Raw genomic sequence first — 13,293 nt, 5'->3', positions numbered from 1 at the left:
AAGAGAGATAAATATGGTGATGCATAAGGCTAAAACCGCGCGCCTGGCGCTGGCTATCGCGGGGATGATGGTGGGTGGCAGTGCAGCGGCACAGTCATTAACGCTGGAGCAGCGTCTGGCCCAGCTGGAAGAGAAAATCGCGCGCGATGAGCAGCAGCAAAAGGAGGCGAGCGCCGGAACAACCAACATGTTCCGCTTTTCCGGCTACGCCCGTTCCGGCCTGCTGGTTAATGATAAAGGGCGCGGCGGACGTGCCGGGCCTGCTATTTCGCCTGCCAGTTCGATCGGCGGCGATGCGCATATTGGCCGGTTAGGTAATGAAAAAGATCACTACATCGAGCTGGGCTTTCATAATCAAACCCGGTTCAGTAATGGTTCGTGGGCCAATTTCAAAGCGCTGCTGGCAGATGGCTCATCCAGTCCGGACCCGTGGGTGCAGAATAATGACAACAACCTGAATATCCGCCAGGTATATGTCGAAATGGGGGATCTGCCCAGCTTTGGGGGCGCCGCGCAACATGCCTCGCTGTGGGCGGGCAAACGCTTTGACGGCGACAATTTTGATCTGCACTTCACCGATACCGATATCGTCTTTCTTGGCGGCACCGGCGGCGGCATCAGCAACCTGCAATGGAACGAGCAATGGCGCAGCGATTTCTCCATTTATGGCCGCAGTTTTGGCGACCTGGGCAGCAGCCGCTACGACGATAACAACGTGCAAAACCTGCTGCTGACCTCTAACCAGTTTTACGGTAACTGGCAGTGGATGCTGACCGGCATGAGCGCAAACGGCAACGACGAGCTGAAAGGGCGCGCATCGACCACCGGCAGCTATGCGCTGCGCAGTGACGATACGGCAAAGCACGGCGTGTTTACCATGCTGGCCTGGCACGATAAAAACCGCTTCTACGGGCTGGCACCGGGCAGCAGCACTCACGCCATTCAGTGGGGGAAAGGGCTGGGCGCAGAAACCCGGCAGATCGGTGGCGACGGCGACTTAACGCGCAACGCCAGCGCGCTGCGACTGGCCACCTTTGGCGTGATGCCACTGAGCGATCGCTGGTCAGTCGCTCCGTCGCTGCTGGCGCAGCACAGCGAGGATCGCTACCGCAAAGGCGATCGCTATGACTGGGCAACCATCAACCTGCGCGCCTCCCAGGCGATTACGGAAAACTTTGCGCTGCAGTATGAAGCGTCGTGGCTGTATATGGACCTCAAACCCAATGGCCGCAGCTATCAGGATGGCGGCAGCATCGCGACGTACAACGCGGTGAAGGGCGATGTGTATAAGCTGACCTTTGCGCCAACGTTTAAAGTCGGCAACATCAACGATATGCTGGTGCGGCCGGAGATTCGCCTGTTCGCGACCTGGATGAACTGGTCTAAAGCGCTGGACAACTATGCGCTGAACGATGATTTCGGCAGCGCGGGCTTTACCGCTGGCGGTAGCTGGAACTTTGGCGTACAGGCAGAAGTGTGGTTCTGAGATCGCACTTCACGCTGACCGGCTGAAGGAAGGTTGCACGGTGTGAGGCGTTGAAACGGCCTCGCACCGCATCCGGCGAAACCTGCCAGGCAGCGGTAAAGCTGCATTCCGTCACCGATTGCGGCTATAGTGCAACCTACTGAACCTGAAGCGATAAGGAATCGTTGTGACCATTGCCTGCCTGCATACCGCCGCCAGTAATATTGCTATTTTTGATGACGCCGCGCAGTCGCTCGGCATTCCGCCTCAGCAAATCAGCCATCTGGTGATGCCACATCTGCTGGCAGAAGCAGAGCTCAGCGGTGGCATGACGCCGGCCCAGCAGCAGCGTCTGCAGCAGCTGTTACTCAGCCTGACGCCGTGGTTCGACGCGATACTGATTACCTGCTCTACCTTAGGTGCCGCCGCAGACAGCCTGCGCGATCCACAACAGCGCTGTGCGGTTTATCGCACTGACCGTATGCTGGCGGACGAAGTGCATCGCCGTGGCGCACCCGCGCTGGTGCTGTGTGCCGCGGAGTCTACGATGCACAGTACGCGCCAGCTGTTTTGCCCGGAGCGTCTGGCACCTGACCAGCGTCCGCAAGTCAGGCTTATCCCTGATGCCTGGGCCGCATTCAAAGCTGGCCGGCTGGACGACTATTACACGCTGATCGCCGATGCCGTCGCTCAGGGACAGCAGCAGGGCGCGGTTCAGGTGGCGTTAGCGCAGGTGTCAATGGCCGGCGCCGCGTCGCGTTTTCCTGTGCCACAGCGGCCACTTACCAGCCCGCACCTGGCGCTCAGCTTCGTACTGCAGCAGGCTAAAGGCGCGAACGTAGGTCATTCAAAACCACTGATTTAAGCCAACAAAAAGCCCTACTGTTACGCAATTTTGCAGCCTTTATGATGGTCATCAGAACCTGATTTTTGAGGAAGCCACTGATGAACGTGATTAAAGCGCAGCGTGACCAGCTGTTTGAATACGGTCCCTTTACCATTCGCCGGCAGCGGCCGGGAGAACCACTGGGCACGCTGGCGATTGTCGACCAGATGACGCTGAAGCCCGGCGCGGTAGTACCGATGCGCCGCCATCAGGATGATGAGATTTTCAGCTATGTCTGGCGCGGCTCGGTGCAGTACCGGCGTGAGGAGGGAGAGACTCTCGCCCTCAACGGCAAACGTGCACTGCTGGTGAACGCGGGCAGTGGGGTACGTCATGAAGAGTCAGCACCGCTGATTGAAAGCGAAATGCTGCAGGCGTACATCCGCCCGGCATCCGGCGGCGGTGAAGGGCAGGTGCAGAGTGTGTACCGGGCAGAAGGGGCGGCACTTAACCAGTGGACGCTGCTGGCCGGTCCGCAGCACAGCGCGGCACCTTTGACGCTGCGTCAGGCCGTTTACATCTATGACGTCAGGCTGGATCGTGGCGCACAGATCGAGGTGCCGCATTTGCCGGGTTATGCCAGCTGGGTCACGGTGCTGGAGGGCATTGCACGCACCGGGGATGTGCGGCTGCAAAAAGGCGATGCGGTGAGCGATAGCGCTGCCTTGCCGGCTATCCACGGTGAACGCGACGCCCTGCTGGTCGCCTTTCTGGTGCAGCAGGATGCGCCTGCGGTGCTGAGCGGTACGCTAAGCGGCAGTTAAAACACCGGCTATGACACGGCTGGCACGCACCAAAGTGGCCAGTCGTGTCAGCGTGCCGCTGGCGATGTCACGCACTCAGGCGCTGCCGGCTCTGCAACTCAGCGCCCGATGACCCATTATTTCGCGTGTGACACCTGTTCGTAGTAACCGATCTTCTCCACTTTGGCGGTCGAACCGCCACCTTCAAACTCGGATGCCAGCCAGGCGTTAACGATGTTTTTCGCCAGCTCCGGCCCAATTACGCGTGAGCCCATGGTCATGATCTGCGCATTGTTACTTTTGCGCGCGCGCTCGGCGGAGAAGGTGTCATGGCACTGCGCGGCGCGCACGCCTTCCACTTTATTGGCAACAATCGCGACGCCAATGCCGGTGCCACACAGCAAAATGCCGCGCTCAAACTGCTTTTGCTGCACCGCCGTAGCGAGCGCAAACGCCACGTCCGGATACATCGGGCGGTCATTTTGCGCGTCGTTACTGTAATCAGTTACCTGATAATCCTGCTCTTCCAGCAGCTTTTTAATGATGTTTTTCAAATCGATAGCCGCATCATCGGCACCAATAGCGATAGTTTTCATCACGTCTCTCCAGTGATACAGGGTCTGACACCTGCACATATGTTCGTCAGGTGATTAGATGTTCACTGACAGCCTGCCACAAAAACAAACACATGTTCAATACATGTTCATATGATTTAGCGATCGATTGCGCAAAATCTCGTGCCAACCCCTGCCAGTATGATCGCGCAGCGCCGCTCTGCTGCGAAAAATCCTGAAAATGTCGCTGAAATCAAATCTCATGCGCACTGTCACACTTTCGCCAACTGCGCTTGAGGAGTGAGCAAATATCCGTGTAGTGTTCATTTGTTCGCATGACCCTATCCATGTACAAGAAGACCCATTGAGGACTCGAACATGTGTCATTTGCTTCTTACCTCGCATTTTGTCTGTCGCCAGCGCCGGTTTTGCGCCTGGCCAACACCGTCTCACTGCGCACGTTTCGGAGGTGCGTTATGAATCAGTCTGCTGTCAGCGCGGTTGAGCAGACCGCAATCCGCAAAATCTCCTGGCGCCTGGTACCGTTTGTGGCGCTGATGTTCTTTATCAACTTCCTCGATCGCACCGCCATTTCCTTTGCCGGCCCAAACGGCATGACGCAGGACCTCGGCCTCAGTGCGCTGCAGTTTGGTCTCGCCTCCGGCATCTTCTTTATTGGTTACATCCTGCTGGAAGTGCCCAGCAACCTGGCGCTGCATAAGTTCGGCGCGCGGCGCTGGCTGGCGCGCATCATGATCAGCTGGGGCATCGTCTCGCTGCTGTTTACCTGGGTCAGCAGTGTCGAAGGGCTGTACACGCTGCGCCTGCTGCTGGGGATTGCCGAGGCCGGTTTCTTCCCGGGCGCCATCCTTTATCTCAGCCTGTGGGTGCCGGCGCGCCACCGCAGCAAAATTCTCTCGCTGTTCTACCTGGCACAACCGCTGACGGTGGTATTTGGCGCACCGCTGGCTGCCTCGCTGATTGAGCAGCACGGCCTGTTTGGCCTGGAGGGCTGGCGCGTAATGTTTATGGGCGTATCGCTGCCGGCGATCCTCATCGGGATTGTGGCGCTGTTCTGGCTGGTGGACTCGCCGCGTCAGGCGAAGTGGCTGAATGACGACGAGAAAAACTGGTTGATAGCCGAACTGGAAGCGGAACATCAGCACAAGCAGGGACAGCACCCGCACAGCGTGCGTTCGGTGATGGGCAACAGCCGCGTGTGGATGCTGTGCCTGATCTACTTCGGCTTTATTTACGGCCTGTACGCGCTGGCGTTCTTCCTGCCAACCATTATCGCCGGCTTCCAGCAGCAGTTTGGCACCACCTTCAACGTGATGCAGAAAGGGCTGATCACCGGCGTGCCGTACCTGATCGCCGCCGTCGTGATGTTTTTCTGGTCGCGGGATGCCGCGCGGCGTGGCTGTAAAACCTGGCACATCGCGATTCCTGCGGTCGCGGGTGGCGTCAGCGTACCGCTGGCGCTCTACATGGATTCACCGTTTACCACCATCCTGGTGATCGCCGTAACGGCCAGCGCCATCTTCGCCGCATTGCCCAATTTCTGGACGCTGCCAACGCAGTTCCTGACCGGCGCATCGGCAGCGGCGGCGATTGCGCTGATTAACACCCTGGGCAACGTGGCGGGTTTTTCCGCCGGTTATATCACCGGCGCACTGCATGATGCCACTCACAGTTATGTGTTACCGATGTTCGTGGTCGGCGGTTTTATGCTGCTCTCCGCTGTATTGATGCTGTTTCTCAATCGCCGTCGCGCGCAGCCTCTGCCAGCCTCATTTGTACAGGAGCAATAACATGACGTACCTGTTTAACCAGCCATCCGCGTTTGCCGCGGAACTGATCGAAGGCTTTGTGGCCGCCAACGCCGATAAAGTACGCCAGGTGAGCGGTGGTGTGGTGCGCAGCACGCGCAGCCAGCCGGATACCGTGGCGGTGATTGTCGGTGGCGGTTCCGGTCACTATCCCGCCTTTGCCGGATTGGTCGGCCAGGGCCTGGCGCACGGGGCGGCAATGGGCAATCTGTTCGCTTCGCCGTCGGCGCAGCAAATCTATAACGTCGCGCGCGCGGCGCATAACGGCGCGGGTGTGCTGTTGCTGTTTGGAAACTATGCCGGTGACGTGCTGCATTTTGGTCAGGCGTGCGAGCGGCTGCGCGCTGAAGGTATTGCCTGTGAGGTGCTGGCGGTAACGGATGATGTGTCCAGCGCCAGCCACGATGAGCGTATGAAGCGACGCGGCGTCGCCGGCGATCTGTGTGTGTTTAAAGTGGCTGCGGCCGCGGCAGAAGCGGGAGACGATCTGGCTACGGTGCTGAAAAAAGCGCAGCACGCCAACGATCGCACCCGCACCTTCGGCGTGGCATTTTCCGGCTGTACGCTGCCGGGCGCTGCGCATCCGCTGTTTGAGGTAGAGAAAGGGCGCATGGCGCTCGGGCTGGGCATCCACGGTGAGCCGGGCATCAGCGAAACGGCGGTGCCGCGCGCCGACGAGCTGGCAGAAATCTTTGTCGACCGGCTGCTGAGTGAGCGGCCAGCGGATGTGGCGCAGGTGGCGGGACAGCGCGTGGCGGTAATCCTCAACGGTCTCGGTTCAGTCAAGTATGAAGAGCTGTTTGTGGTGTATCGCCGCATCGCCCAGCTGCTGTCGGCGGCGCAGTTGCAGGTGGTGGAGCCGGATGTCGGCGAATTCGTCACCAGTTTTAACATGGCAGGCGTCTCGCTGACGCTGATGTGGCTCGATGATGAACTGGAAACGCTGTGGCGCGCGCCGGCCAATACGCCGGCCTACCGCAAAGGCAGCGTCCTGATTGCCGAACCGCTCAGCGCCGCCGAGTGCGAAGAGATCCGTGAAGAGGCGTTACCGCAGGCCAGCACCACATCACAACACAGCGCCCGGCGCGTTCTTGAACTGCTGGAAGCGGTGGCGGTGATGATTCAGCGTCATGCCGGCCAGCTGGGCGACATTGATGCGGTAGCGGGCGACGGCGATCACGGCATTGGTATGGAGCGCGGCGTACTCGGCGCGGTAGAAAAGGCGCGTAAGGTGGCCGCGCGTGGCGCCGGCGCTGGCAGTCTGCTGTGTCGCGCCGCCGATGCCTGGGCGGATAAAGCGGGCGGCACGTCCGGGGCACTGTGGGGCGTGGCACTGACCGCGCTCGGCACCGCGCTGGGCGACAGCGCGGCAGCGGATGCACCACGCGTCGCTGCCGGCGTCCGGGATGCCAAAGAGGGCATTATGCACTTCGGCAAAGCGCGCGTCGGTGATAAAACCATGGTTGACGTGCTGGTTCCGTTTAGCGACACGCTGAGCGCTGCGGTCGCGCAGGGCGCATCACTCACCGAAGCCTGGTTACGTGCGGCAGCGGTGGCGGAGCAGGCCGCGCAGGCCACCGCACAGCTGGTACCGAAAGTGGGGCGTGCGCGGCCGCTGGCTGAAAAAAGCGTTGGCACGCCGGACGCCGGTGCGGTTTCACTGGCGATGATCGTCAACACCGTTGGCAATCTGTTAAAAGAACACAGTGCATCTGAACAGGGAGCGTAATTATGGCTCAGCCTAAAATCTGGCTTGGCGTCAGCCTGAAAATGTATTTCGGCTATCAGCAAACGCTGGCGTGGTGTCGCGAGGTTGCGACGCTGGCGCAGCATCCGGCAGTGCAGCGCGGTGATGTCGGGCTGTTTGTGCTGCCCGCTTATCCGGCCATCCCGGCGGTGACGGAAATCTTTGCCGGCACGCCGGTGCGCGTCGGCGCGCAGGACGTGTGTCAGGCGGAAAACGGCGCCTGGACCGGTGAGGTCAGCGCCAGCATGCTGCAGGAGCTGGGGTGCTCACTGGCGGAGATCGGTCACGCCGAACGCCGTCGCCATTTTCATGAAGATAAAACGCAGATTGCCGCCAAAGTGGCGATGGCGCTGCGTTATCGCCTGACCCCGGTGCTGTGCATCGGTGAACCGCAGCAGGGCACGCCTGAGCAGGCGATTGCGCTGTGCCAGCAGCAGCTGCAGGAGGCGCTGTCGGAGGCCGCGCAACACGCGCTCAGCGGTGAGGTATTGTTTGCTTACGAACCGCAGTGGGCCATTGGCGCACCGCAGCCGGCGCCGGACAGCTACATCCGCGCGGTGTGCAACGGGCTACAGCAGCTGACGACGCCCGACGGCATCACGCTGCGGGTGATTTACGGCGGCAGCGCCGGGCCAGGACTGATTCAGCGCCTCGGCGGCGACGTCAACGGCTTGTTCTTGGGGCGCTTTGCTCACGATCCGCAGGCGCTGGCGCAGATTATCCAAGAAGCCAGTGAGCTGGCCGGGGAGCTGCCGTCATGAGCCGCATCGGACTCAGCACCTACGCCTTTTTCTGGCGTATGTCGCCCCAGGTGCCACAGCCGCTCACGCTGGCGCAGATGTTGCAGCACACCGCCGATCTCGACGTGTCGGTATTTCAGATTTGCGACTACCCGGCGATTGAGCAGTGGTCAGATGAACAGCTGCTGGCGCTGCGTCAGCAGGCGGATGCGCTTGGCATCACGCTGGAGCTGGGTACGCGCGGTCTGGGCAGCGCGCACCTGCGCCGCTATCTGCACATCGCCGCCATTCTCGACGCGCGCGTGGTGCGCTCAATGTTCAACACCGCCGATCACCGGCCATCGCTGGATGAAGCGGCCAATCTGATTGCTGCCGTGCTGCCGGATTTTGCCCGCCAGCAGGTGCGGCTGTGCCTGGAAACCTACGAGCAGGTCAGCAGCGCGGCGATGATGTCAGTGATCAACCGCTTTCTCTCGCCGTGGCTGTGCGTCTGTCTCGATCCGGCCAACTGCGTCGCCGGACTGGAACTGCAGGAGCAGGTGATCGCCAATACCGCTGCGCGCGTCGGCAATCTGCACATCAAAGATTTCGCCTTTACCCGCCGTGCCGGCTGGGTCGGTTTTACCCTGGCCGGCTGTCCGATGGGCGAAGGGAAGCTGGATTATGACCGGCTGATCGCCAGCGTGCGGCCGGCCGATCGCGACATCAACCAAATCATCGAACACTGGTTGCCGTGGCAGGACGATGCCGCGCAGACCTGCGCGCGGGAAGCCGAATGGACCCGCCGCGCCGTTGAATTCCTACGCAGTAAACAAGATCAGGAGTCGTTAACATGAGCAAGGCATTGAAAACCATCACCGTGATCGGCGCAGGCGGCAAAATGGGCATGCGTATTTCCGCTAATTTGCAGCACAGCGCTTATCAGGTGTTTTACTGCGAGAATTCACCGCAGGCGCAGCAGCAGGTGATTGCACAGGGACGCGAGCTGTCGGATGCCGCGTCGGTGGTGCCGCTGAGTGACGTGGTGATCCTCGCCGTGCCGGATATCGTACTGGGCAAAGTCTCGCAAAGCGTGGTGCCACAGATGCAAAGCGGTGCGGTGCTGCTGACGCTCGATCCGGCCGCGGCCTACGCCAACCTGATCGCCCAACGTGACGGCATCGAATACGCAGTCGCGCACCCGTGCCATCCGTCGGTATTTCTGGCCCGCTACACCAAAGAGGAGCACGCCGATGCGTTTGGTGGCGTCGCTGCCGTTCAGCACGTCGCGGCAGCCTGGGAAAGCGGCAGCGCTGAACAGAAGGCAGAGCTGAGTAAGGTGATTAGCGTGATGTACGGCCCGGTTGATCAGGTGCACTGGGTCACGGTGACGCAACTGGCGTATCTGGAGCCGACGCTGGTGGAAACCGTCGCCTGCATGGTCGGTGCCTTCATGAAAGAGGCGCTGGATGAAACGGTGAAACACAGCGGCGTCCCGGAAGAGGCAGCGAAGGCCATGCTGTACGGCCATATTCAGATTGCGCTGGCGGTGGCTTTCCGCGCCACCAACCCGTTCTCGGATGCCTGCATGATCGCCATGGAGTATGGCCGCGAGAAGATCATCAAACCGGACTGGAAACAGATCTTCGATCAGCAAGAGCTGGATAAGGTTATTGCCCGCATGCTGAAAATTGACGCCATTCAGCGTTAAGCGTGACAGCAGCGGCGACTCGCGGCGTTGCTGGCTGGCGAAGCGAGTCGCATCAATGATATAACTCCCTGCTGAGCACTCCGCACGACGATACAAGACAGGTAACGGATGGAAAAAAACACGCTTTCTCAGGACTCCGAGCTGCTGACGGAAATTGCCGTCGCCTACTATCAGGACGAAATCACCCAGGAGGAGATTGCGCGTAAGTTTGGGATTTCCCGTATTAAGGTGGGGCGACTGCTGAAACGCGCGCGTGAAGAGGGCATCGTCGAGATCAATGTGCGCTACCATCCGGTGTTCAGTACGCGGCTGGAACAGCAGTTGCAGACGCGTTTTCCCCATCTGCAGCGCGCGCTGATTGCCCTCGATTCGCCAGACAGCGACGAGCAGCGGCGTCAGGTGGCGGCGCTGGTGTCGGCGCATCTCGCGCAGTCGCTGAAAGACAACGCCATTGTCGCCGTGGGCCAGGGGCGCAACGTGGCGGCCGTCGCCGATTATCCCGGTCAGGTGCCGACGCGCAACTGCCTGTTTATCAGCGGCATCGGCGGCACCCATCGTCCGGGGGATGCCATCAACGCGGACCACATCAGCCGCCGGCTGGCCAAAAAGTTTGGCGGCATCAGCGAAACCCTGTACGCCCCGGCTTACGTCGAAAACCGGGCGCTGCGCGACGCCTTCATGCAAAACGGCACCATCAAAGAGACGCTCGACCGCGCGCGGAAAGCGGATGTGGCACTGGTGGGCATCGGCGACATGAACGAAAACAGCTATATGGTGAAGCTCGGCTGGTTCACACCACATGAGATCATTGATGCCAGCGTCAATCAGGGCGTGACCGGTGACGTGGCCGGCTATGATTTTTTTAATGCCCAGGGCCAGCACGTGGATACGGTGATGAACGACCGGGTAATTGGCCTGAGTATCGACGAGCTGCGTAAAATTCCCTGCGTGATTGCCATTGCCGCAGAAAACACTAAAGCCATGGCGATCCTCGGCGCGCTGCGCACCGGCGCTATCGACATCATTGCCACCACGGCGCAGAACATCCGCACCATTCTGAGCATGTCGCAGTAACGCATCAACGCCTGCCCGGCGCGGCCTGCGGGCGTGCCGGGTGAGGGGGATTCTGCGGCAGGTCGCCATCCATCACCCAACCGTCACGTCAGCGCCATAAATCTTTCATCCGCCTCAGCTAGCTTACCGCCATTCTGATTTCAGGACTGCGGATGCATGAGCCATCTCTCGCTGCAACACATCACCAAAACCTGGGGCGATAAAATCGCGCTGCAGGATATCAGCTTCGACGTGGCGCAAGGCAGTTTCGTCGCACTGCTGGGGCCTTCCGGCTGCGGTAAATCGACGCTGTTGCGCACCCTCGCCGGGCTGGAAACGGCCGACAGCGGCCGCATTTATTTCAATCACACCGACGTCACGCCTCTGCCACCGGCGCAGCGCAATCTGTCGATGGTGTTTCAGTCTTACGCGCTGTTTCCTCACCTGAGCGTGCGGGAGAATCTGCTGTTTGGCCTGAAGGCGCGCGGTGAAGATAAGCAACAGTTTGCCGCCCGGCTGGCGCAGGTCAGCGCACTGCTTGAACTGGAACCGCTGCTGGCGCGCCTGCCTTCACAGCTCTCCGGCGGGCAGCAGCAGCGCGTGGCGCTGGGCAGGGCGGTGATCGCCAACAATACTCTGTGTCTGATGGATGAGCCGTTATCCAACCTGGATGCCAAACTGCGTCAGAGCATGCGGCGCGAAATCCGCGCGCTGCAAAAGCAGCTCGGGCTGACCATGTTGTACGTCACCCACGATCAGACCGAAGCGATGAGCATGGCCGATCACATCATTCTGCTTAACGATGGCCGCATTGAGCAGCACGGCACGCCAGACCAGCTCTACAACCAGCCGGCGAGCTGTTTTGCCGCGCAGTTTATTGGCGCACCGCCAATGAATATCCTGCCACTGCACAGCAAAGGCGCGCATCACTACCTCAGCCATCTCAGCACACCGCTGCTGAGCTATGCCGGCGAAACGGCGCTGAGTCTGGGCCTGCGCGCGGAGGATATCCAGCTGGTCGCCCCGCAGCAGGCCGCGCTGAGTGCGCGGGTAGTGAGCTACGAATACATGGGCGCGGATACGCTGCTGGTATGTCGGTTGCCCGGCATCACGGAATCACTGACCGTCAAAGTGCCCGGCCTGCAGCGCTTCACGGATGACAGCCTGGTCGGCCTGCAGTGGTCCACCAGCCGGCAATACCTGTTTTCCACCACCAGCGGCCAGCGCTGTGTCGCTGCTGAACACCCGATGTTGCTCGCTGAGAAAAAATACGCTGTTTAACCGTTGTCGTTTATTCAAGGGAAAATCATGTCTGCGATCCGTTTCTCGCCTCTGGCTTGTGTCGTTATGCTGTGTGCCTCCGCGTCGGTGTTTGCTGCTGAGCCGGTGAAGTTACAGATGTACTATCCGATTGCGGTCGGCGGTAAAGTCAGCCACACCGTGGAAGCCCTGGTGGCGGATTTTGAAAAACAGCACCCTGAGATCAGCATTCAGCCGGTCTACACCGGCGATTACGCCACCACCGTGACCAAAGCGCTGACGGCGTTTCGCGGCGGTAACGCACCGCAACTGGCGGTGATGGGCGATATTGAAGCCTGGTCGCTGATGGATGCCGGTGCCATCGTCGCCGCCAGCGATTTAGCCACGGGTGAAGAGGGCAAACAGTGGATCGACAGCTTCTATCCGGCCTTTTTGCGTCGCATTGAGGGCAAAGTGTGGGGCGTGCCTTTTCAGCGCTCAACCGTGGTGATGTACTGGAACAAACAGGCATTTGAGAAAGCCGGTCTCGATCCGAATACACCACCCGCCACCTGGCAGCAGGTGGTGGCATTCAGCAAAAAACTGACGCTGAAACAGGCCAGCGGCGTCAGCCAGTGGGGCATTGAAATCCCTTCCACGCCGAACGGCTACTGGAATTTCCAGGGGCTGGCAGCCACCAATGGCGGACGGCTGGATAACGGCAAGGGCAACGCCGTGTATTTCAACACGCCGGGCAACGTGGAAACCCTGCAATGGCTGACCGATCTCGGCCAGAAAGAGGAAGTCTCGCCGAAGGGTGCGATTGCCTGGGGCACCACGCCGCAGGATTTCATCAGCGGCAAAACGGCCATGATGGTCACCACCACCGGCAACCTGACCAACGTGCACGACAACGCGACCTTCCCGTTTGGCGTCGCCATGCTGCCGGAGAAAACCCAGCGCGGCAGCCCGACCGGTGGCGGTAACCTGTACGTGTTCAAAAGCGCCTCACCGGCGCAGCAGCAGGCGGCGATGCGCTTCATCCGCTGGGTCACCGCACCGGAACAGGCCGCGCGCTGGAGTATCGCTACCGGCTATGTCGCCACCTCGCCGGCAGCGTGGGACACGGCGGCAATGAAAGCCTATGTGCAGCAGGTGCCTCAGGCACTGGTGGCGCGTGAGCAGCTAAAATATGCTCAGCCGGAGCTCTCGACCTACAACAGCGTGCAGATTCAGGACGCGCTCAATCACGCCATTGAAGCAGCGGTGACGCAGAGCAAAACCCCGGCCCAGGCGCTGGCCGATGCGCAGAAACAGGCTGACCGCCTGCTGAAAAACTATCAGTGA

Annotated in this window: 12 protein-coding genes; 11 read left to right on the top strand and 1 reads right to left on the bottom strand. The window is 60.4% G+C overall.

Annotated elements, in window-relative coordinates; translation table 11 throughout:
• Nucleotides 1-64: 64 nt before the first annotated feature.
• The 3 genes from C1Y42_RS05515 to C1Y42_RS05505 all read left to right on the top strand — a co-directional run bounded on the left by C1Y42_RS05515 (nucleotide 65) and on the right by C1Y42_RS05505 (nucleotide 3,115).
• Nucleotides 65-1,486 carry a carbohydrate porin gene (locus C1Y42_RS05515; protein WP_370445682.1) on the top strand — a complete coding sequence of 474 codons (1,422 nt, stop codon included), beginning with the start codon at nucleotides 65-67 and terminating at the stop codon, nucleotides 1,484-1,486.
• A 166-nt stretch (nucleotides 1,487-1,652) separates the two neighbouring features.
• A complete protein-coding gene (locus C1Y42_RS05510) occupies nucleotides 1,653-2,330 on the top strand; it encodes a glutamate racemase (RefSeq protein WP_104092964.1) in 678 nt (225 codons plus the stop codon).
• An 80-nt stretch (nucleotides 2,331-2,410) separates the two neighbouring features.
• Nucleotides 2,411-3,115 carry a pirin family protein gene (locus C1Y42_RS05505; RefSeq protein WP_058769830.1) on the top strand — a complete coding sequence of 235 codons (705 nt, stop codon included), beginning with the start codon at nucleotides 2,411-2,413 and terminating at the stop codon, nucleotides 3,113-3,115.
• 116 nt (nucleotides 3,116-3,231) lie between these two features.
• On the opposite strand, the gene C1Y42_RS05500 is transcribed toward C1Y42_RS05505, so the two are convergent.
• A complete protein-coding gene (locus tag C1Y42_RS05500) occupies nucleotides 3,232-3,690 on the bottom strand; it encodes an RpiB/LacA/LacB family sugar-phosphate isomerase (protein WP_021506001.1) in 459 nt (152 codons plus the stop codon).
• A 434-nt stretch (nucleotides 3,691-4,124) separates the two neighbouring features.
• Here C1Y42_RS05500 and C1Y42_RS05495 point away from each other — a divergent pair, with 434 nt between their 5' ends.
• The 8 genes from C1Y42_RS05495 (at nucleotide 4,125) to C1Y42_RS05460 (ending at nucleotide 13,293) form a co-directional block, all read left to right on the top strand.
• Nucleotides 4,125-5,459, top strand: a complete 1,335-nt coding sequence (locus C1Y42_RS05495) for an MFS transporter (protein WP_058769829.1) — start codon at nucleotides 4,125-4,127, stop codon at nucleotides 5,457-5,459.
• A gap of 1 nt (nucleotide 5,460) precedes the next feature.
• Entirely contained in the window at nucleotides 5,461-7,206 is a 1,746-nt protein-coding gene (locus C1Y42_RS05490) for a dihydroxyacetone kinase family protein (protein WP_104092963.1), read from the top strand.
• A 2-nt stretch (nucleotides 7,207-7,208) separates the two neighbouring features.
• Nucleotides 7,209-7,985 carry a triose-phosphate isomerase family protein gene (locus C1Y42_RS05485; RefSeq protein WP_059008868.1) on the top strand — a complete coding sequence of 259 codons (777 nt, stop codon included), beginning with the start codon at nucleotides 7,209-7,211 and terminating at the stop codon, nucleotides 7,983-7,985.
• Nucleotides 7,982-8,800, top strand: a complete 819-nt coding sequence (locus tag C1Y42_RS05480) for a sugar phosphate isomerase/epimerase (RefSeq protein ID WP_021506005.1) — start codon at nucleotides 7,982-7,984, stop codon at nucleotides 8,798-8,800. The genes C1Y42_RS05485 and C1Y42_RS05480 overlap by 4 nt, the downstream gene beginning before the upstream one ends.
• Nucleotides 8,797-9,654 carry a phosphogluconate dehydrogenase C-terminal domain-containing protein gene (locus C1Y42_RS05475; protein WP_021506006.1) on the top strand — a complete coding sequence of 286 codons (858 nt, stop codon included), beginning with the start codon at nucleotides 8,797-8,799 and terminating at the stop codon, nucleotides 9,652-9,654. The genes C1Y42_RS05480 and C1Y42_RS05475 overlap by 4 nt, the downstream gene beginning before the upstream one ends.
• Nucleotides 9,655-9,762: 108 nt before the next feature.
• Nucleotides 9,763-10,728 (top strand): sugar-binding transcriptional regulator, encoded by a 966-nt coding sequence (locus C1Y42_RS05470; RefSeq protein WP_021506007.1) that lies wholly within the window; start codon nucleotides 9,763-9,765, stop codon nucleotides 10,726-10,728.
• Between the two features lie 156 nt (nucleotides 10,729-10,884).
• Nucleotides 10,885-11,988 (top strand): ABC transporter ATP-binding protein, encoded by a 1,104-nt coding sequence (locus C1Y42_RS05465; RefSeq protein ID WP_104092962.1) that lies wholly within the window; start codon nucleotides 10,885-10,887, stop codon nucleotides 11,986-11,988.
• 27 nt (nucleotides 11,989-12,015) lie between these two features.
• Nucleotides 12,016-13,293 carry an ABC transporter substrate-binding protein gene (locus C1Y42_RS05460; protein WP_104092961.1) on the top strand — a complete coding sequence of 426 codons (1,278 nt, stop codon included), beginning with the start codon at nucleotides 12,016-12,018 and terminating at the stop codon, nucleotides 13,291-13,293.

The organism is Pantoea sp. ICBG 985 (genome assembly GCF_002928365.1).
Taxonomy (GTDB): domain Bacteria; phylum Pseudomonadota; class Gammaproteobacteria; order Enterobacterales; family Enterobacteriaceae; genus Pantoea; species Pantoea dispersa.
The sequence above is the reverse complement of the archived record's forward strand: the minus strand, read 5'-3'. Positions and strand labels throughout refer to the sequence as shown.